General features: G+C 69.8%; 19 protein-coding genes. 11 read left to right on the top strand and 8 right to left on the bottom strand.

Annotation, left to right across the window (positions count from 1 at the left end):
* Positions 1–45: 45 nt before the first annotated feature.
* From KZC52_RS06785 to KZC52_RS06765, 5 genes are all read right to left on the bottom strand, one after another.
* Positions 46–1215 (bottom strand): RtcB family protein, encoded by a 1170-nt coding sequence (locus KZC52_RS06785; RefSeq protein ID WP_247623284.1) that lies wholly within the window; start codon positions 1213–1215, stop codon positions 46–48.
* 265 nt (positions 1216–1480) lie between these two features.
* The gene (locus KZC52_RS06780) at positions 1481–1885 is read right to left on the bottom strand and encodes a VOC family protein (protein ID WP_247623283.1); all 405 of its coding nucleotides are present in this window, start codon (positions 1883–1885) and stop codon (positions 1481–1483) included.
* On the bottom strand, positions 1885–2094 hold the full coding sequence (locus KZC52_RS06775) for a hypothetical protein (RefSeq protein WP_247623282.1): 210 nt from the start codon (positions 2092–2094) through the stop codon (positions 1885–1887). Before KZC52_RS06775 ends, KZC52_RS06780 begins: the two co-directional genes overlap by 1 nt.
* Positions 2095–2109: 15 nt before the next feature.
* Positions 2110–3063, bottom strand: a complete 954-nt coding sequence (locus KZC52_RS06770; RefSeq protein WP_247623281.1) for a DNA-3-methyladenine glycosylase family protein — start codon at positions 3061–3063, stop codon at positions 2110–2112.
* Between the two features lie 46 nt (positions 3064–3109).
* Positions 3110–3820, bottom strand: coding sequence for a winged helix-turn-helix domain-containing protein (locus KZC52_RS06765; RefSeq protein ID WP_247623280.1), 711 nt, complete (start codon positions 3818–3820; stop codon positions 3110–3112).
* 326 nt (positions 3821–4146) lie between these two features.
* Here KZC52_RS06765 and KZC52_RS06760 point away from each other — a divergent pair, with 326 nt between their 5' ends.
* From KZC52_RS06760 to KZC52_RS06740, 5 genes are all read left to right on the top strand, one after another.
* Positions 4147–4455 (top strand): GNAT family N-acetyltransferase, encoded by a 309-nt coding sequence (locus KZC52_RS06760; RefSeq protein ID WP_247623279.1) that lies wholly within the window; start codon positions 4147–4149, stop codon positions 4453–4455.
* A 52-nt stretch (positions 4456–4507) separates the two neighbouring features.
* On the top strand, positions 4508–4972 hold the full coding sequence (locus KZC52_RS06755; protein WP_247623278.1) for a DIP1984 family protein: 465 nt from the start codon (positions 4508–4510) through the stop codon (positions 4970–4972).
* A gap of 326 nt (positions 4973–5298) precedes the next feature.
* Positions 5299–6744, top strand: a complete 1446-nt coding sequence (locus KZC52_RS06750; protein WP_247623277.1) for an MFS transporter — start codon at positions 5299–5301, stop codon at positions 6742–6744.
* Between the two features lie 120 nt (positions 6745–6864).
* A complete protein-coding gene (locus KZC52_RS06745; protein ID WP_247623276.1) occupies positions 6865–8034 on the top strand; it encodes an exonuclease SbcCD subunit D in 1170 nt (389 codons plus the stop codon).
* Positions 8035–11166, top strand: a complete 3132-nt coding sequence (locus KZC52_RS06740; protein ID WP_247623275.1) for an AAA family ATPase — start codon at positions 8035–8037, stop codon at positions 11164–11166.
* A 62-nt stretch (positions 11167–11228) separates the two neighbouring features.
* On the opposite strand, the gene KZC52_RS06735 is transcribed toward KZC52_RS06740, so the two are convergent.
* Entirely contained in the window at positions 11229–11786 is a 558-nt protein-coding gene (locus KZC52_RS06735; protein WP_247623274.1) for a phosphorylase family protein, read from the bottom strand.
* 114 nt (positions 11787–11900) lie between these two features.
* Here KZC52_RS06735 and nadE point away from each other — a divergent pair, with 114 nt between their 5' ends.
* The 3 genes from nadE to KZC52_RS06720 all read left to right on the top strand — a co-directional run bounded on the left by nadE (position 11901) and on the right by KZC52_RS06720 (position 17092).
* A complete protein-coding gene (gene nadE, locus KZC52_RS06730) occupies positions 11901–12719 on the top strand; it encodes an NAD(+) synthase (RefSeq protein ID WP_247624726.1) in 819 nt (272 codons plus the stop codon).
* A 70-nt stretch (positions 12720–12789) separates the two neighbouring features.
* Positions 12790–16299 carry a TM0106 family RecB-like putative nuclease gene (locus KZC52_RS06725; RefSeq protein ID WP_247623273.1) on the top strand — a complete coding sequence of 1170 codons (3510 nt, stop codon included), beginning with the start codon at positions 12790–12792 and terminating at the stop codon, positions 16297–16299.
* A gap of 148 nt (positions 16300–16447) precedes the next feature.
* Positions 16448–17092 carry a GNAT family N-acetyltransferase gene (locus tag KZC52_RS06720; protein ID WP_247623272.1) on the top strand — a complete coding sequence of 215 codons (645 nt, stop codon included), beginning with the start codon at positions 16448–16450 and terminating at the stop codon, positions 17090–17092.
* Positions 17093–17107: 15 nt separating this feature from the next.
* On the opposite strand, the gene upp is transcribed toward KZC52_RS06720, so the two are convergent.
* Positions 17108–17740 (bottom strand): uracil phosphoribosyltransferase, encoded by a 633-nt coding sequence (gene upp / locus KZC52_RS06715; protein WP_247623271.1) that lies wholly within the window; start codon positions 17738–17740, stop codon positions 17108–17110.
* A gap of 91 nt (positions 17741–17831) precedes the next feature.
* Between upp and KZC52_RS06710 the strand changes: the two genes are divergently transcribed.
* Positions 17832–18287, top strand: coding sequence for a nucleoside deaminase (locus KZC52_RS06710; RefSeq protein ID WP_247623270.1), 456 nt, complete (start codon positions 17832–17834; stop codon positions 18285–18287).
* Between the two features lie 17 nt (positions 18288–18304).
* Here the strand turns inward: KZC52_RS06710 and KZC52_RS06705 are convergent, their stop codons facing one another.
* On the bottom strand, positions 18305–19276 hold the full coding sequence (locus KZC52_RS06705) for a cation diffusion facilitator family transporter (protein WP_247623269.1): 972 nt from the start codon (positions 19274–19276) through the stop codon (positions 18305–18307).
* 60 nt (positions 19277–19336) lie between these two features.
* Here KZC52_RS06705 and proC point away from each other — a divergent pair, with 60 nt between their 5' ends.
* Together proC and KZC52_RS06695 are read left to right on the top strand one after the other, a co-directional pair.
* Positions 19337–20176, top strand: a complete 840-nt coding sequence (gene proC, locus KZC52_RS06700) for a pyrroline-5-carboxylate reductase (RefSeq protein ID WP_247623268.1) — start codon at positions 19337–19339, stop codon at positions 20174–20176.
* Positions 20177–20178: 2 nt separating this feature from the next.
* Positions 20179–20466, top strand: coding sequence for a DUF1905 domain-containing protein (locus KZC52_RS06695; protein ID WP_247623267.1), 288 nt, complete (start codon positions 20179–20181; stop codon positions 20464–20466).
* Positions 20467–20496 lie beyond the last annotated feature (30 nt).

Here is a 20496-nt window from a genome sequence, read left to right as displayed (position 1 = left end):
TGACCCGTGGATGACCCACGAATCACGCCCCCCTGTGCAGGGAGATCAGTTCCCCTTGACGTTCACGATCTGCCGCAGCGTGTGCCGGATCGTCACGAGGCTCTCGGCATCCGCCATCACCCGATCGATCGGCTTGTACGCCTGCGGGATCTCGTCGATGAAGGCATCCGTGTCGCGGAATTCGATCCCGACCATGGCCTCCCGCAGCTGCTCGTGGGTGAACGTGCGCCGCGCCGCCGACCGGGAGTACTCCCGACCGGCACCGTGAGGCGAGGAGTTCAGCGACAGCGGGTCACCCTTCCCCTCGACCACGTACGACGCCGTGCCCATCGATCCCGGGATGAGCCCGGGCCGACCGGCATCCGCCTGGATCGCGCCCTTCCGCGACACCCACACCCGCTTGCCGAAGTGCTTCTCCGACTCGGTGAAGTTGTGGTGGCAGTTGATCCGCTCCTGCTCGTCGACGGGTGCGCCGACGAAGTCGGACACCTGCCGGATCACCCGATCCATCATCTCCTCCCGGTTCAGCAGCGCGAAGTGCTGGGCCCACCGGAGTTCCCGGATGTATCGCGTGAACTCCGGCGTGCCTTCGACCAGGTAGGCCAGGTCGGGGTCGGGAAGCTCGATCCACCACTGCTTCGCCAGCCGCTGTGCCACCGCGATGTGGTGGCCGGCGATCCGGTTGCCCACACCCCGCGAACCCGAGTGCAGGAACAGCCACACCCGGTCGAGCTCGTCGAGGGAGACCTCGATGAAGTGGTTCCCGGAGCCGAGCGATCCGAGCTGCAGTCGCCAGTTCTTGGCGTAGGACTCGGGGTCGAACCCGTTCTGCTCGGCGAGCGCTTCGAGCTCCGCGATGCGGGGCTCGGCGGTGGCGACGATCTTGTTGTTGTGGTGGCCGGCCGACAGCGGTACGGCGCGCTCGATCTGCACCCGCAGCGGCGCGAGGTCGCGTCCGGCGACGTCGCTCTTCGTGAACTGCGTGCGGACGGCGATCATGCCGCAGCCGATGTCGACCCCGACGGCGGCGGGGATGATGGCGCCGAGCGTCGGGATGACCGAGCCGACCGTCGCCCCCTTGCCGAGGTGCGCATCGGGCATGAGTGCCAGGTGCGGGTGGATGAACGGCATGCGTGCCGTGGTGTGCGCCTGATCGAGTGTCTTCTCGTCGATCAGCGACGCCCACGACAGCAGCCGCGCGGAGAGCTTCTCCATGATTCCTTTCCTTCGTGATGTTCAGTCACAGGTCGGGCACTCATAAAAAAAGCCCCGGACCTGACGGTGCGGGGCAGGGGACAGCGGATGCTGTCACACGGCGCGCGCCGGAGGGTACGACTCATCGCGGTCGTGGCGCTTCTGCGGAAGGGCTGCGACCGTGGCGATGGGCTGATTCCGCAGGGCGGTCATGCGTCGTCTCCTCGGCTGAGTGCTGCACCGGTCGGCGCAGCCTTGCAACATTAGGGGGCGGGCGGGGTGGGTGTCAAACGTCGCGCGGAGGGTTGTGCATGAACTCGATGCGGATGCCGCCGTCGTCCTCGACGAACGAGGCGTAGTACCGCTCGGTGAAGCGCGGGTACTCCTTCGGCTCGCGCACGGGTGTCCAGCCGGCCGTGACGGCGATGGCGTGCAGTCGTTCGACGTCGTCGCGGGAGTCGACGGCGAACGCCAGGTGCTGCCAGCCGACGCGTCCGTGACGGTGCGGTTCGGGGTCGTCGTCGCGCGGTGCCATGAGAATCAGCTCGGTCTCGTCATCCTTGTTCCAGGAGAGCGAGTGATCGTCGCCGTAACCGATCGCGAAGCCGAGCGCGGCGAGCACCGGGGCGAACTGGGCGCGCCCGCGTTCGAGGTCGGCGACCGTGATGCCGAGATGATCGAGGAGGGGCATCAGAGCTCGATACCGTGGTCCTCGTCGTTGACGCCGGCGTTGTGCCCGCGCCGCGACTCGTAGCCGAGGAACCACCCGATCCAGACGATGGCGGCGAGCAGCACGCCGAGCCAGACGTTCTGGAAGATCAGGCCGATCACGACGCCCAGCACCAGCAGGCCGACGGTGACGATCAGGCGGAGCGCGAGTCGACGACGAGACGGGTTCATGGTCACAGCCTAGGGCTAGCGGGCGCGGTGGTCCTCGGGCGCGAGGCGCGGACCTCGGCGCGGCTCCTGCACGCCGCTGGCGTGGATGAGGCGGAGCACCCGCTGCCGATGGCCCGCCCACGGGGCGAGGAGCGCGAGCATCCCGTCGTCGTCCGTGCGCGTGCCGGTCAGTGCATAACCGACCTGGTGCGCCAGGTGATAGTCGCCGACGCTCACGGCATCCGCATCTCCGAGCGCGCGGATGCGCGTCTCGGCCGAGGTCCAGAGGCCGATCCCGGGCAGGCTGGCGAGCACGCGGTCGCGGTCGACGCCGGTCTCTGCGGCGCGCGTGGCGCGTTCGATGCTGTCGCCGCGCTGCGCCGCGCGCACGAGCGTCTTCGACTGCGGCGGCTCGACGCCGGCGCGCTGCCAGATCCACGACGGGATCGTGCGCCAGACGGAATGCGGGGGAGCGGCGTGCATCGGACGCGGGGTCGGGCCGGGGGCGCGCTCGCCGTAGCGGGTGACGAGGTAACGCCAGGCCCCGAAGGCTTGCATGCCCGTGACCTTCTGCTCGATGATCGCGCATGCGAGCGCGTCGAACACCTCGTCGGTACGCGTGAGCCGCAGACCGGGGTGACGGTGGGCGGCATCGGCGATCAGCGGATGCCGGGTCGGATCGAAGCCCTCTGCGTCGTCGTCGGCCCCGCAGAGCCGGGGGACCCGGTCGAGAGCATCGCCGGCTCCCGGGCCCCAGGCGGTCGCCCGCACCTCTCCCGAAGAGGCGCGGAGTGCGATCGTCGCGATGCCGGAGGGGGTGCGCAGAGCGCGCCAGATGACGCCGCCGTCGATGACGGTCGTGGGGTCGTTCCGCCCGCGACGCAGCATCCCCACGGTCCGCAGCAGGTCGAGCGGATGCTCCGGTCGGTACACGATCTCGTGCGGAGCGCGCGCGGCCTCGGCCGCATCGGCATCCGCTGTCATCGTCATGCGCCCACCCTACGTCGGGCGTCCGACAGAGCGATGGGTGCGCGGGTCAGAAGCGGTCGGGCGAGGGGGTGCCGTGTCCGTAGCGGATGACGACATCGGCGTGGCGATCGAAGCGGTAGCCGATGCCGCGCACGGTGCGGACGATGTCCTCGTAGCGGCCGAGCTTGGCGCGCAGTCGGCGAACGTGCACGTCGATCGTGCGCTCACCGGGCGTTTCGTCGTCCTGGGCCTGCCACAGGGCCGAGACCAGTTCCGAGCGCTCGATCGTGCGGCCCTCGCGGAGCACGAGGTACTGCAGCAGCTCGAACTCCTTGTAGGTGAACGCTGCGGACTCGCCGTCGATGAGCACGCGCTTGCGCGAGATGTCGACCGTCACGCCGCCCTCTTCGTCGACGGCGTCGTCCTCGGCCGCGGCCTTGGTACGGGCGATCGCGCCGGGCTCGTGCAGGGCGAGACGCACCACGTCGAGGTCCTTGCCGCCGGAGCCGTGCGGGGCGAGGGCCACCGTGGCGTGCGTCTCGGCGCCAGGGGCGAGCTCGGCGAGCGTGCGGCGGAGGGCGTCGACGAGCAGCGGAAGGCTCACGCCGGCCTCGGCGGCCTTGATCTCGTCGAGACCGACGTAGAGGGCGAAGCCGCGCGGCGAACGGGCGGCGGGAAGATCGGCGGCGGTGTTCAACGGTGCGTCTGCCTCGGTGCGTGCGGGAACGGTGCGCAGCGGGGCGGTGGCGGGACGCTCGAGAAGTGCGATGTTCGACATGATGATGAAGTCCTCAGGACGTGAGCCGATGGGCTCTGATGCGTTGCATGAATGACCGGGGCGAGCCGGGAAGCGAGCAAAGGGTGGATGCTCGGGGACCCCTGCCTCGAAGATCGCGAGGGACGGGGTCGGGCGGGTGGCTGTTCGTTCAGCTGCACATTCGGCAACACATGCCAACGCGACCGGGCATCATCATCCCGGCAGTCCCGTTCGCCTCCTGGGCGGACAAAGGGCGTGCGTTGGTGGTCATGGGGGGATTATGTCCGATCGTGTCGGCCCGTGTCAAAACGACCACACGATCGCGCGGCGGGCGTAACGTGGTTCCGATGACGAAATCGACGCTCGCCTCCGGCTTCATCCTCACCGACGAGAAGGACGCCTCCCGCTACACGCTGACCCGCGACGGGCAGCTCGTGAGCGTGCTCGACTACCGCGACGACGGTCGCACCATCGCGCTCACTCGGGCCTTCACGATCCCGACTTTCCGCGGCCACGGCTATGCCGGGACGGTCGTCGAGGGTGCGGTCGCCGAGATCGAGGAGCGGGGTGACCGCAAGGTCGACGCGGTCTGCTGGTACGTTGCCGACTGGTTCTCGGCGCACCCCGAGAAGGCGTCGTTGCTGCGCTCACGGTGACCGCCTCGTCCGTGACGTTGTGTTACGACGTCGATTTGGAAGGATGGGGCGTATGAAAGTCGCCGAGGCACTCACCGCACGGGCCGATCTGCAGCGCCGGATCGAACAGCTTCGCGCGCGGATCACAGCGAACGCCCGTTTCCAGGAGGGGGAGGAGCCCTCCGAGGACGCGAACGCACTGCTGGTCGACGCCGAAGCCGACCTCGCACGGCTGCGCGATTTGATCCGCCGGATCAACGCCACGAATGCACGGCTCGATCTGGGGACCGACGGCACGATGACCGACGCGCTCGCGACGCGGGACGTGCTGCGGCTCCGGCATTCACTGCTGACGGATGCCGCGGCATCCGCATCCGGCAACACGCAGTTCCCCCGGCAGATGCGTTCGGAGCTGCGACAGATCTCGGCGCTCCCCGTGGCGGAGCTGCGGGCGAACGCGGATCGGGTCGCGCAGGAGCTGCGCGAACTCGACAACCGGATCCAGCAGGCGAACTGGACGAACGATCTGGAGGAGTAGCGGAAGTCGGTAGTCACGACGAGGCGGGCACAACCCCCGCCGGGAGGGGCAAGTCCCGGCACCTGTGGGCGGAGGGCAGCCCTGATCTCGCATCGCGCAGCCCCGCACGCCGCACAGGTGATCGCGCACCGCGCATCTCGCATCACCGCGTGCCGATCGTCGTGACGAGGGTGGGTCAGGGGACCTTCCGCTTACGAACCTCTCGATCGACTTGCTATAGTCGAGCTCTGCTCAGCCCCGTCGGCTGAGGTGGTCAGGCGCCCGCGGCGCGCTGGTCCGAGGCTCGAAACCTCCGGCATCCTTCACCAGACACCGGAGGTTTTTCCATGTCGTCATCCCTGCGCGCCCGCCCTCAGACCCGATGGTGGGCGCTCGTCGTCCTCTCGTTGACCCAACTGGTCGTCGTCCTCGATGGCACCATCGTCAACATCGCCCTGCCCCGTGCTCAGGCCGCTCTCGATCTCAGCGACGTGCAGCGCCAGTGGGTCGTGACGGCCTATGCCCTCGCCTTCGGAGCGCTCCTGCTCCTGGGCGGCCGGATCGCCGATTTCATCGGACGCAAGCGGGCGTTCCTGATCGGCATGCTCGGCTTCGGAGCCGCCTCCCTCTACGGCGGTCTCGCCCAGCAGGGCTGGGAGCTGGTCCTCGCGCGAGGCCTGCAGGGCGTGTTCGCCGCCCTCCTCGCGCCGGCGGCCCTGGCGTTGTTGACCGTGACGTTCCCGACTGGACGGGAGCGCAACACCGCCTTCGCCGTGTTCGGCACGGTCGCCGGCACCGGCGCGGCCATCGGCATGCTGCTCGGCGGCGTCCTGACCGAATTCGCCGACTGGCGTTGGTGCCTGCTGGTCAACCTCGTCTTCGTCGTGATCGGCGTGGCCGGTGGGGCGATCGTGCTGACCGAGAGCGCGGCTGAGGGCAGCAAGCGCCTCGATATCGCGGGTGCCCTGAGCGTCACCCTCGGACTCGGGTCCCTCGTCTACGGGTTCAGCCTCGCCGAGGGCGGGTGGGCGCAGCCCCTGACGATCGGCTTCCTCGTGCTCGGCGGCGTGCTCCTCGGACTCTTCGTCTGGGTCGAGAGTCGGGTCGCGCACCCGCTGCTCCCGTTGCGTGTGGTCGCCGACCGCGTGCGCGGCGGCGCGTTCCTCATCCAGGGTGTCGCCGGCGCGATCATGATCGGCGCGACCGTGTACCTGACGTTCCACCTGCAGTTCGTTCTCGGCATGGGAGCGCTCCAGGCCGGGCTCGCGAGCCTCCCGCTCCCGATCGCGACCATGGTGCTCGCGCCGATCGCGACCAAGCTGCTGCCCGTGATCGGCCCGCGCCCGATGCTCGTGGTCGGCCCGCTGATCGGTGCGGTCGGCCTGTTCACGCTCTCGGGAATCACACCGGACGGTGCGTACGTCGTTCAGATCGCCCCGGCGCTGGTGCTGCTGGGGATCGGGATGGGCTTCGTGTTCATCCCTCTGCAGAACCTGGCGCTCTCGGGCGTCGCGCCGCACGACGCCGGGGTGGCGTCGGCGGTCGCGAACTCGGCGATGCAGATCGGCGGATCGATCGGGTTGTCGGTGTTCACGGCGGTCTACGCGGCCGCGGTCGGTGGACACGCGCAGACAGAGGTTGGTCCGGAGCGACTCACGGATGCCTACGGCTGGACGTTCATCGCCGCATCGATCTTCATGGTCGCCGCCTCGGTGATCGCGGCGACCATGGTTCGCGGATCGAAGAGCGCGCTGCTGCCGTCGCTCGGAGAGGCCGTCCCCTCCGCGCACTGAGCGGAGCCGGTCGCCCGTCGGGCGGCGGATCGACGATCGGCCCCGTCGATCCGCCGCCGGTGAACGGCTGCTGCGGCACGCCTCGGACGGAATGTCGGTGGCCCTTCGTACCGTGTGATTATGCGCATCCTGCACACCTCCGACTGGCACATCGGCCGCACCTTCCATGGCAACTCGACCATGGACGCGCTGGCCGAGGTGCTCGGAGCGCTCACGGAGCAGGTGAGGGAGCACGCGGTCGACGTCGTGGTCGTGGCGGGCGATGTCTTCGACTCCGCGACGCCATCGGGTCCCGCCTACACCCTGCTCGGCGATGCGCTGGTCGCGCTGCACGACACGGGGGCGAGCGTCGTCGTGACGAGCGGTAACCACGACTCGGCGGCCCGACTCGGTTTCCAGGCCCGGCTGCTGCGCGAGGGCATCCACGTGCTCACCGATCCGCTGGCGATCGGCACGCCGGTGACGATTCACGATGTCGACGGTCCGGTGAACTTCTTCGGGATCCCGTATCTCGAGCCCGCGATCGTGCGCCAGCACTGGCCCGAGGGAGATGCCGAGGGACGTCCCCTGCGCACCCAGGCGCAGACGATGGCGCATGCCATGCATCTCGTCCGCGAGGGCATGGCGCGTCACGACGGTCGCTCGGTCGCGATCGCCCACTGCTTCGCCGCCGGAGTCGATGCGACGACGGGGCTCGAGCGCGAGGTGCGCCAGGGCGGGCTCGACGTCGTGCCGCTCGAGGTGTTTGACGGCCCCGACTACGTCGCTCTCGGGCACATCCACGGCCGCAACCGCCTGAGCGACCGCGTGCGCTATGCCGGAGCGCCCCTGCACTACAGCTTCGGCGAGCAGAGCAAGCCGCGCGGCTCCTGGCTCGTCGAGATCGGAGAGAGCGGGCTCGCGGGTGTCGAGTGGCTCGACCTCCCGGTTCCGCGCCGGCTCGTCACTCTGACGGGCACCCTCGACGAGATCCTCTCCGACGACAACGTCGCGGCTCACGCCGAGGATTGGGTGTGCGCGACCTACACCGACGCGCTTCCGCAGACCGAGCCGATGCGCCGCCTCCGTGAGCGCTTTCCGTTCTGCGCACTGGTGCAGCACCTGCCGGCGACGACGGTCGAGAGCGGTGAAGGGTCGTACGCGGCGCGTCTGCGCGAGGCCGTGAGCGACGACGAACGCATCGCCGCCTTCCTCGAGCACGTCCGCGAGGGCCACGGGCCCACGGCACGTGAGATCGAGCTCATCCGTGAGGTGCTCGACGACCGGGTGCGCGCAGAGGCGCTCGTCTAGATGCGCCTGCACCGCCTGGAGGCCGAGGGATTCGGTCCGTTCCGCTCGCGCCAGGTCGTCGACTTCGACTCGTTCGCCGACGATGGCATCTTCTTGATCGCCGGTCGCACGGGTGCGGGCAAGTCGAGCATCCTCGATGCCGTGTGCTTCGGGCTCTACGGCGGAGTGCCGCGTTACGAAGGCGGCGAGAAGCGGCTGCGCAGCGACTACTGCGAGCCCGATGACATCTCCGAGGTCTCGATCGAGTTCAGCACCCCGGCGGGTCGCTATCGGGTCACGCGTTCGCCCGAGTACCTGCGCCCGGCCAAACGCGGAGGCGGTCTGACCAAACAGGCACCGGCGGTGGCTCTCGAGGAGCACACGGAGTCGGGATGGATCGGGCGAGCCGCCCGCGCCGTCGACGTCGCTCACGAACTCGACGAGATCCTCCAACTGAGCCGCGAGCAGTTCCTGCAGGTGATCCTTCTCGCCCAGAACCGCTTCTCGGAGTTCCTGCTCGCCAATAGCAAGGACCGCCAGGCACTTCTCCGCCGGCTGTTCGGCACCGAGCGGTTCGACGACGTGCAAACGCGATTCGATGAGCGGCGTCGAGCGTCGGAACGCGCACTCGACCTGCGTCTGGCGACGATCGGAGCGCGGCTCGACGAGGCCGAGGCGCTCGTCTCTCGGGAGGCGCTGGGAGCGGATGAGCGCGCGCACACCGCGGAGTCCGAGGCGTCCGGAGAGTCCGCGGCGTCCGGCGAGTCCGCGGCGTCCGGAGGCGCTGCGGCGGCGGATGAGCCGTTCGCTTCCGAGTCCGCCGGCGCTTCCGGCGGTGGGCCGACACCCGGAGCCGCGGCGTCGCGGGACGTGCCCGCCGCCGACACGGGCGGACGCCTCGACGATCTTCGCCGCGCCGAGGCGCGAGCCGCGTATCGCAGCGAGCGCCGCCGTGCCGAACGCGACGATGCCGAGCGCGCACTCGCGGCGGCGGATGCCCGACTCGCCGAGGTTCGTGAGGAACGTGCGGCGCAGAGCGAACGCGACCGTTCGCGTGCCGCGCTCGCGATACTGGACGCCGAGCAGCCGCAGATCGACGAGGATCGGGTCGCGCTCGCGTCCGCGCGCAGCGCCGAGGCCCTCCGCGCAGTGATCGATGCCGCCGAACGGGCCGCACGCGCCGCGGAGTCCGCGGCGGAGTCGGCGCGGATCGCGGAAGACGAGTGGGGCGCCGTCGATGCGGGTCTCGACGCCCCCACCGTCGACCTGCTGAACGACTGGGTTGCCGAGCGTCTGAGCGAGCGTGGCGCATGGGAGCAGGCCGCTCTGCTCGAGGAGGGTTCCGCTTCCCGCAACGCGGAGATCGAACGCGCGCGTGCCGCGGCGAGTGAGGCCGCCGCACGCGTCGCCGAGCTCGTCCGGGAGCAGGGCGACCTGCCCGCCGAGCTCGCCAGGGAAACCCACGCCCGCGACGAAGCGAGGCGCACCGCTGACCGTCTCGACGACCTCACCCGACGGCGCGACCAGGCGATCACCCGCGCGGAGGCCGTGCGCCGTCGCGAAGAGCTGCGGGAGGAGAGCGCCGCGGCCGAGCGTGCGCTCGCGGAGGCGACCGACGAGGTGGCGACGGCTCAGACCGCGCTCGCGCTCCTGCGTCGACGGCGCCTCGACGGCTTCGCGGGAGAACTCGCCTCTACTCTCACGGCTCAGGAACCGTGCCCCGTGTGCGGGTCGCGCGAGCATCCGGCTCCCGCCGTGCACGCCGACCCGGTGTCGGCAGACGACGTCGAGGCCGCGGAGGCCGTGCGTGACCTGGCTGCTCGACGGGAACGTGCCGCCTCCGAGCATCACGTGTCGCTCCGCGAGAAGATCGCCGGAGCGGAGGCCGCCGCTGAGGGTCGTACCGCAGAGACGGCGCTGGCCGAACTCGAGGCGCTCGAGACCGAGCGGCGATCCTCGATCGATGCGCAGAGTGCTCTCGCCACCCATGACGCCGCCATCTCCGCGATCTCCGCTCGAGCGGAGGCCCTCGACGACGAGCGCGCCGCCGCGGAGGCGGCAGTGGGGGCGGCACGCGAGACCCTCGCCGCCCAGGAGCAGAGCGCCCGAGAAGCCGAAGCGCGCATCGTCGAAGCGCGAGGTGAATTCCCTTCGGTCGCATCGCGCATCGCGATCACCAGCGACGGCATCGCCGCTGCAACGGCGCTCGCCTCCGCGCTCCGCGACCTCGAACAGCGGGAGCTCGCTCGCGCCGAGGCCGAGGCGGCTCGACGGAGCGCACTCACCGACTCGCCCTTCGAGACGATCGACGACGCCCGCGCGGCTCTGCGCTCGCCGCGCGAGTGCGACGCACTCGAGGAGAAGATCACCCGGCACGCCGTGAGCCGCGAGAAGGAGAAGAGCATCCTTCTGCCGCTCGAGATGCGTGCGCTCCCCGACGAACCGATCGACATCGCGCCGTTCGAAGCATCCGCCGCCGACGCCCGGGCCGGCTGGATCACCGCAGTCTCCGCCGCCGGAGCCGCAGCGGGTGTGCTCGAACGGCTGACGTCGCTCACCGCGGCCGCCGCAGACGAGCACGGTCGCAGCGCCGAGGAGATGGCCGAGCACGCCGTGCTGCAGAACCTCGCCGATTCGATCGCCGGTCGGGGCCCGAACACACGAAAGATGACGCTCGAGACCTTCGTGCTCGCCGCCGAGCTCGAGGAGATCGTCGAGGCGGCCAACCGTCGGCTGGGCGACATGTCCACGGGCCGCTACCAGCTCCGGCACTCCGACGCCCTCGCCGCACGCGGCGCCGCATCGGGGCTCGGCATCGTCGTCCACGACGCCTTCACCGGGCAGACACGTCCCGCGCAGTCGCTCTCGGGCGGCGAGACCTTCCTGAGTTCCCTCGCACTCGCGCTCGGACTCGCGGAGGTGGTCACCGCCCGGGCCGGCGGCATCCGTCTCGACACGCTCTTCATCGACGAGGGCTTCGGGTCTCTCGACGCCGACACCCTCGACGTCGCGATGCGCACGCTCGACGAACTGCGGCAGGGCGGTCGAACCGTCGGCGTGATCAGTCACGTCGAGGCGATGCAGGATCAGATCCCGGCGCAGCTCCGCGTACGTGCGACGAGTGCCGGGCCCAGCGTCATCGAGACGCGCTGACGCGACATCCGCTCAGGCGTGCGGACGCGGTATCCGCGCACATGCGCGGACGGCGGCGCCGCTCAGACGCCGTACTCCTGCCGGATGACCTCGCGCAGCTGGACGCTGCACCGGGCGATCGCCGCCCGGAAATCGACCAGCGCGCCCTCCTCGGCGCGATCCGAGATCGCGCGGAACGCCCGGATAGGCACCCCGAACTTCTCGGCGACCCAGATGTACGCGTAGGTCTCCATATCGACGAGTCCGGCGCCGGACGGGCGGATGACCGCCGTGATGCCGGCATCGCCCACGAAGCTGTCGCCGGTCGCGATCAGCACGCCGTCGCGACCCGTCGACACGCGCGCCGGAAGTGAGACGTGCTGGCCCGCGATGCCGTCGAGATCGAACACGTCGTGCTGCAGGGCGCTCCCGATCTCGTGGACGCTCGCGTCGAGATCCGGATCGATCCCACCCGCCGTGCCGACGACGACGACCTCGTCGTAGGGCTTCGCGTCGAGCGCGCGTGTGAGGGCGTACGTCGCCTGCATCTTGCCCTCGCCGGTGACGAGCTGATCGAATCCTTCGAGGTTCTCGGGGAACGCTTCGAGTTCGGATGCCATGGCGGCGACGAGAAGTTTCACCTCGCCATCCTGCCAGGTGCCGGCGGGCGACGCGAAGCCGCGGGGCATCCGCGATGCGTCATCCCTCCGTAACAGGACCGGGAGATACTGGGAGGAGGAAGAGTGGAGGAAGCCGTGTCCCTGCAGAAGCAGATCTCCGATGCCCTCGGTGTTCGCGCCGAGATCGATCCCGAGTCCGAGGTCGAACGGCGGGTGCAGTTCCTCGCCGACTACCTCCGCACCACCGGCGCCCGAGGCTACGTGCTCGGGATCTCGGGTGGTCAGGACTCGACGCTCGCCGGTCGCCTCGCACAGCTCGCGGTCGAGCGCGTGCGTGCCGAAGGCGGAGAAGCCCGTTTCCTGGCCGTGCGCCTTCCGTACCGGGTGCAGCACGACGCAGCGGATGCCGAGGCGGCACTCGCCTTCATCGCCGCCGACAGCTCGGTCGAGGTCAACATCCAGAACGGCGTCGACGGCGTCGAAGAGGATATCGAGTTCGCCGTGACCAGCGACATCAGCGATTTCAACCGCGGCAACATCAAGGCACGGGTGCGCATGGTCACGCAGTATGCGCTGGCCGGGCACGAGGGCGCCCTCGTCATCGGCACCGATCACGCCGCCGAGGCCGTGACCGGCTTCTACACGAAGTTCGGTGACGGGGCCGCCGACATCCTGCCGCTCTCCGGCCTCTCGAAGCGACAGGGTCGCGCGCTGCTGCAGTTCCTCGGCGCCCCCGACCGGCTCGCGTTCAAGGTGCCGACGGCGGATCTGCTCGACGGGCAACCCGGACGCGCCGACGAGGACGAGCTCGGACTCACCTACGAGCAGATCGACGACTTCCTCGAGGGGCGCCCGGTGGACTCCGAGGTGGCCGGCCGGATCGAAGCGCGCTACCTCGCGACCCAGCACAAGCGCAACCTCCCCGTGACGCCCGACGACACCTGGTGGCGCTGACCCGGGTGCCGTGAGCTGCGGCGATGTCGGATGCCGCAGCTAGTGTCGAAGCACGACGAAATGGAGCATCGTGCGGATCGACACTCAGGCGCAGCGCGTCATCTGGAGCGCCAGCGACCTCAAGGCCGCAGCCGAATGCGAGTTCGCCTGGTGCCGTGCGATCGACGCCAAGCTGGGCCGGGTTCCGGCGGTCGAAGAGCCCGAAGACGCGACGCTCGCGCGTGCGGCGCTGCTCGGTGACGTCCACGAGAGGAACGTGCTCGCGCGGTACGTCGCCGAACTCGGTGACGACGCGGTGCGCCAGATCGCGAAGGTGTCGTCGACGGATGCCGCGGCGCTGGGTGCTGCGGTCGAGGAGAGCCTGGCGGCTCTGCGTTCGGATGCGGAGGTCGTCTTCCAGGCGGCGTTCGCCACCGAGGAGTTCGTGGGGTTCGCCGATTTCCTGCGACGCGATGCCGACGGCCGTTGGCGGGTGCAGGACTCGAAACTGGCGCGCAAGGCGCGCGTCACCGCGTTGATGCAGCTCGCGGCATACGTCGACCAACTCGATCGACTGGGAGTGCCGCGCGCCGACGAGGTCGATCTCATCCTGGGAGACGGCACGCTCAGCACACACGCCGTCGACGACCTGCTCCCGCTCTTCCAGGTGCGTCGCGCCCGCCTGCGCGCACTGATCTCCGATCGACGCATCGATGCGGGAGCAGAGGGCGACCCGCTCGCCTGGGGCGATGACCGGGGAGATCTGCAGGTCGTCGCCTGCGGCCGCTGTGCGACGTGCGAGGAACAGGTGATCGCGCACCGCGACCTGCTGATGGTCGCACGCATGCGTCCTGTCCAGCGCGCCCGACTGCGTGCGGCGGGTATCGCGACCATCGACGAGCTCGCCACCGCGCCCACGGCGCCGGCGGGAATGAACGTCGACACCTTCGAAGGGCTCCGTGCGCAGGCCGCTCTGCAGCTCCGCGCCGATGCCAGCGGTGCCCCCACCTTCGACGTGCACTACGCGCCGGCGATCCACACCCTCCCGGTGCCGAGCCACGGCGACATCTTCTTCGACTTCGAAGGCGACCCGCTCTACACGGAGCCGGCGCCGATCGGGGAGTCGCACTGGGGCATCGACTATCTCTTCGGCTGGGTCGACAACGCCGACCAGTACACGGCCATCTGGGCGCACACGTTCGCCGAGGAGCGCCGCGCGTTCGAGACCTTCCTCGACTTCGTCGCCGTGCGCCGGGCCGCCCACCCCGGAATGCACATCTACCACTACGCGCCCTACGAGACTTCGCACCTGGTGGCGATGGCGGCGCGACACGGAGTGCGCGAGGGCGAGGTCGATCGACTGCTCCGTGAGGGGGTCTTCGTCGACCTCTACCCCCTGGTGCTGCGCACGGTTCGCGTCGGTTCGCGTTCGTATTCGATCAAGAAGCTCGAGCCGCTCTACATGGGCGACGACGTGCGCACGAGCGACGTGCAGAAGGGCGACGACTCGATCGTGCAGTACGTCGCCGCGCGTGAGCTCGCGGCGGCGGGCGAGCAGAGCGATGCCGACGCGGTGCTCGCCGATCTCGCGGACTACAACCGCTACGACTGCGTCTCGACGCGCCGTCTGCGCAACTGGCTGATCGAGATCGCGCGGCAGAAGGGTGTCAGCCCCGCCCCTCCCGACGCCGCCGACCAGGTGATCTACGAGCCCTCTCCGCGGTCGGTGGCCCTCCTCGCCGACGCGGAGCGCGCCGTCGAAGCGGGCCAGGACGGCCAGGTCCATCGCATCGCCGCAGCGGCGATCGACTACTTCCCGCGCGAGGCCAAGAGCTTCTGGGTCTCGCACTTCCAGCGGCTCCGTGAGCCCGTCACGATGTGGGAGGGCACGCGCGACGTGGTGCGCGTCGATGCGGGCTCCTCGGTCGTGCGCCGCGAGTGGAGCATCGGCGAGGGACGTCGGGTGATGTCCCGCGACATCGAGATCCGCGGTGAGGTCTCGCCGGGAACGACGCTGGGTGTGGGAGCGCAGCCGTTCGCACTGTACGAGGCACCGGCGCCGTTCGACGTCGACATCCCCTCGCGCGCGGTGCACGTGCCGCACGCCGTGACGGTGGCCGAGGTTCTCGAGGACGGATTCCTCATCACCGAGACGGCGATCCAGGGGCAGACCTGGGACGAGCTCCCCCTTGCCCTGACGCCCGCCGCGCCGCCGCGGGTCGTCTCCCTGCAGGGAGCGATCGACGAATGGGCCGACGCCGTGCACGCCGCAGCTCCGGGATTCCCGGAAGATCCGGCGACCGACATCCTGCGCCGGATCCCGCCGCGTACACGCTCGGGCGCGCCGCTTCCGCCGGTGGAGGCCGGCGCCGGCGACCCGATCGACGCCATCGTCCGGGGCGTGCTCGACCTCGACCGCAGCTACCTCGCGGTGCAGGGGCCTCCCGGAACGGGCAAGACCTACACGGGGTCACGCGTGATCGCCCGGCTCGTGAACGAGCACGGGTTCAAGATCGGGGTCGTCGCGCAGTCCCACGCCATCATCGAGACGTTGCTCGCCCGAGTCGTCGCCGACGGCGTGGCGCCCGCGCAGGTCGCGAAGGCGCCGAAGGACCCCGACTCCGATCCCGCGTACACGGTGATCCCGAAGAGCGGCATGGCGGCCTTCCTCGCCGAGCACGCCGATGAGGGTGTCGTGGTCGGGGGCACCGCCTGGGACTTCAGCAACACCGCCCGCGTCGAGCGTGGAGGTCTCGATCTGCTCGTGATCGACGAGGCGGGACAGTTCTCGCTCGCCTCGACCATCGCGGTCGCGGCGGGTGCGAAGCGCCTGCTGCTCCTCGGCGACCCGCAGCAATTGCCGCAGGTCAGTCAGGGTGCTCACCCCGAACCCGTCGATACCTCGGCACTGGGATGGGTGATGGACGGCGATGCGGTCGTGCGCCCCGAGTACGGCTACTTCCTCGCCCGCTCCTGGCGCATGCATCCGTTCGTCGCCGCGCCGGTGTCAAAACTCGCCTACGCCGGCAAGCTCGCCTCCGCGCCGGGAACCGAGAAGCGATCCGTCGACGGCATCGACCCCGGGCTCCACGTCGTGCCGCTGAGACACCGTGGCAACGCGACGCAGTCGCCGGAGGAGGCCGCCGAGGTCGTGCGGATCGTCCGTGATCTCGTCGGGCGGACGTTCACCGACAACACCGGCGCCGGCGCCAACGCCGACACCGACGATGACAACACGACGACCCGCCCGCTCACCCCTGCCGACATCATCGTCATCACGCCGTACAACGCGCAGCGCCAGCTCGTGCACGAGGTGCTCGCGTCCGCGGGCTTCGGCGATGTCCCGGTCGGAACCGTCGACAACTTCCAGGGCAAGGAAGCGGTCGTCTCGATCACCTCGCTCGCCGCCTCCAGCGGGCGCGATGCCCCGCGAGGTCCCGAGTTCCTGCTTCTGCAGAACCGACTGAACGTCGCGATCTCCCGTGCGCAGTGCGTGGCCTACCTGATCCACTCGCCGGCACTGCTCGACGATCTTCCCTATACGCCGGAGGGCGTGGCGCGGCTCAGCGCCTTCGCCCGCCTGGTGGGCGCGGCGGACTGACCGAGGCGAACCTGTGCATACCCGAGACGAGATACTTCGAGCAGCCGCGGAGTGGGCGTGGTTCCCCCGAGGATCCGAGAGCGAGAACGCGGAGCTGCTCCTCGTTCGCTACCCTCCTCGCTTCGGTGGGGGAGTACGAGGGTCGCAGGTGCGCTCCTCGCGGCGTGCGGACGAGGTTCTCGACCATGCGATCTCTCGCACGGTGCGCTGGGGCGAAGACACCCTGACGTTCTGGACGAACCCCTCGGACGCGCCCGATCTGGAGGATGAGCTCCGCCGGCGTGGAGCCGAACACATCGACACCGTCGCGGTGTTCGCACGACCGATCGATGGTGAGGCCGCGGCCGCAGCACCTCCGCCGAACGGGGCCATCGCCGAGCTGGTCACCGACCTCGACCAGATCCGAGCGGTCGACGCGATCAACGTCGCGGTGTGGGAGCAGCTCGCTCTCGACGACGAGGGCCTCCGTGCCGAGTTCGATGAGCTCACCGCGTCGCTGGAGTCGCGCACCCACGGACGTGTGCTCGCGCGCCTCGCGGGGCAGCCGGTGAGCACGGGAGGGTGGACACTCGCCGACGGCTTCGCGCGTCTCTGGGGCGCGGCGACTCTCGAAGACCATCGCGGACGCGGCGCCTACCGTGCAGTCCTGTCCGAACGCCTCCGGATCGCGGCGCAATGGGGCGCCATGACGGCTCTGGTGAAGGGACGCGTCTCGACCTCTGCGCCGATCATCGCGCGCGCCGGCTTCGAGCACTACGGGGATGAGCGTGCGTACCGCCTCATCGTGGGCTGAACAGCCGCCTGCGGCTCAGACCGTGCCGTAGAGGCGGTCGCCCGCGTCGCCGAGGCCGGGCACGATGTACCCCTTCTCGTTGAGACGCTCGTCGAGCGCACCCAGCACGAGCGTCACATCGCGGTCGCCGACGAGCGCCTCGATCGCTGCGACGCCTTCGGGCGTGCCCAGGAGGCAGATCGCCGTGACGTCCTTCGCCCCGCGATCGAACAGGAACTGGATGGCCGCGGCGAGCGAGCCGCCCGTCGCGAGCATCGGGTCGATGGCGAAGCACTGCCGGTCGCTCAGGTCGTCGGGAAGACGCTCGGCGTACGTCGTGGGTTCGAAGGTCTCCTCGTCGCGCACCATGCCCAGGAATCCGACCTCGGCGGTCGGGAGCAGCTTGACCAGGCCCTCGAGCATGCCGAGGCCGGCCCGCAGGATCGGGACGACGATCGGACGGGGCTCGGAGATCTTCACACCCATCGTCGTCGTGACGGGGGTCGTGATCTCGATCGGAGAGACCTTGACGTTGCGGGTCGCCTCGTACGCGAGGAGCGTCACGAGCTCCTCCGTCAGCTGGCGGAACACCGGCGACGGGGTACGCGCATCGCGCAGCACCGAGAGCTTGTGGGTGACGAGAGGGTGGTCGGCGACGTGAACACGCATGGAATACAGGCTAATGCGCCGAGCCGCCCGGCACGACATCGGATGCACCGCGCGCGGCGGACGCCGCACGCCGCTGTCGTAGGCTCGATCCATGACCGCCGCCGACCTGCCCGCGATGCGCCGTGCGCTCGTGCTCGCGGCGGAGGCGAGCACCGCGGACGAGATCCCGGTGGGTGCCGTGGTCGTCGACTCCGCCGGTCGCATCATCGCCGAGGGGCGCAACACCCGCGAGGAGACGCACGATCCCACGGGTCACGCCGAGGTCGAGGCGCTGCGCCGGGCCGCGGCATCCGTCGGCTCCTGGAATCTCGAGGGGCACACCCTCGTCGTCACCCTGGAACCGTGCCTCATGTGCGCTGGAGCGATCCTGCAGGCGCGCATCGGACGGGTCGTCTTCGGGGCGTGGGACGACAAGGCGGGAGCCGCCGGGTCGATGTACGACGTGCTGCGCGATCGCCGTCTGCCCTACCGGGCCGAGGTCGTCGGGGGACTCGAAGCGGATGCCGCTACCGCCCTGCTGCGCGACTTCTTCGCCCGCAAGCGCTGACGCTGCGGCCTGGCCGGTCAGTCCGAGGACTTGAAGACGAACGCGTCCGTCGGGGGCTCCGGATCGAGGGCAGGCCGGTACACGTCCGGCTCGATGTAGATCACGCGTGCGGCGGGAACGGCCTCGCGGATGCGCGCCTCGATCTCATCGATGTCGTCGGCGGCCTCGCGCACCGACTTGTCGGCGGTCAGTGCGATCTTCGCCGCGACCATGAGCTCGTCGGGGCCGAGGTAGAGGGTCTTGATGTGGATGAGCTTCTCGACCTCGTCGCCGGCGGCGATCGCGTCGACGATGCGATCGAGGTCGGCGGTGGTGGCGCCTTCGCCGACGAGCAGGCTCTTGGTCTCGATGCCCAGCACGATCGCGATGAGCACCAGCAGCACACCGATCATGAGCGTGCCGATCGCGTCGAACACCGAGTCGCCGGTGATGACGGTGAGCCCGACGCCGAGCAGTGCGAAGCTCAGACCCGCCAGTGCCCCGGTGTCCTCGAGCAGAACGACGGGCAGTTCGGGCGCCTTGGAGCGGCGTACGAACGACACCCAGGACTGCCCCTTCTCGCGAACGAGGTTGCTCTCCTTGATCGCGGTGCGCAGTGAGAAGCTCTCGAGTCCGATCGCGATCACGAGCACGACGATCGGCAGCCACCACCACACGGGGTCCAGTTCGTGCGGGTGCGTGAGCTTGTCGATGCCCTCGTAGATGGCGAACAGGCCGCCGAGGGAGAACAGGATGATCGACACGACGAACGCCGAGACGTACCGCTCGCGGCCGTAGCCGAAGGGATGCGCGCGGTCGGCCTCGCGGCGCGACTTGCGTCCGCCGAGCAGGAGCAGGAGTTGGTTGCCGGAGTCGGCGATCGAGTGCACGGCCTCGGCGAGCATCGACGCGGACCCCGAGAGCAGCCAGGCGACGAGCTTCGCGAGCGCGATGCCCATGTTCGCCAGGAACGCTGCGATGATCGCCTTGCCGCCGCCGGATGCACTCATGTGTTGAGTCTAGATCGCCCCCTCTGGGGATCGCAGGTGCGCCCGCCGTAGGATGACGACATGGCTGACTCTCTCCCCGCTCTCGCGTTCCTCGGTGCCGGTTCGATGGGAGGGGCGATCCTGCGCGGCGTCGTCGCCTCGGGCATCGCCGTCGACGGTGGGATCACCGCAACGAACCGCTCGCGGGTGAGTGCCGCCGACCTCGCCGACCTTCCCGGCGTCACGACCATCGCCCTCGAAGAGCGTCCCGACGGTAACCGCGACGCACTCGCTTCCGCCCGGATCGTGCTGGTCGGCGTGAAGCCGGGGATGGTGCCGGATCTGCTCCGCGAGATCGCCCCGCACCTCGCCCCGGACGCCATCGTGGTGAGTCTCGCCGCCGGTGTGACGCTGGCCACGTTCGCAGACGCGCTGGGCGCCGACGTGCACGTCATCCGCTCGATGCCCAACACCCCGGCGACGGTCGGCAAGGCGGTCACCGGTCTCGCCGCCGGCCCCGCATCGACGCCCGACGACATGGCGCTCGTGCGCCGCCTGTTCGAGACGGTCGGCGCCGTGATCGAGGTGCCGGAGTCCCAGATCGACGCGCTCTCGACGATCTCGGGTTCGGGCCCCGCCTACGTCTTCCTGCTCATCGAGGAATGGACGAAGGTCGGCCTCGGTCTCGGCTTCAGCGAGGCGGACGCCCGCCTGATGGCGGAGCAGACCTTCATCGGCTCGACGGCGCTGCTCGAAGCGTCGGGGGAGACCCCGGCCGAGATGCGCCGACGGGTCACGAGTCCGAAGGGCACGACCGAGCGTGCGATCGCGGTGCTGCAGGATGCACACCTCGAGAAGACGTTCGCGGATGCTTCGGCGGCCGCGCTGGCGCGCGCTCGGGAGCTCGCCGCCGGGGCGTGACCATGCGGCTGCGATTCTCGGGCGAGATCTGGTTCTGGCGCGGGCCCGCGCCGTTCCACTTCGTGACCGTGCCCGAGACCGAAGCGGTGATGATCGGCGAGGTCGCCGCGGTCGTCACCTACGGGTGGGGGATGATCCCGGCATCCGTCACGATCGGCGGAACGCGCGTGACGACGTCGCTCTGGCCGAAGGACGGCGGCTACATCGTCCCGATCAAGAAGGCTCTGCAGGACGGTGAGGGTATCGGCATCGACGATGTCGTCGACATCACTCTCGACATCGACGCCTGACGCCTCGCCCGACCTGTACGAGTCGCGCGC

Source organism: Microbacterium galbinum (genome assembly GCF_023091225.1).
In the GTDB taxonomy this organism is placed as follows: Bacteria; Actinomycetota; Actinomycetes; order Actinomycetales; family Microbacteriaceae; genus Microbacterium; species Microbacterium galbinum.
The sequence above is the reverse complement of the archived record's forward strand: the minus strand, read 5'-3'. Positions and strand labels throughout refer to the sequence as shown.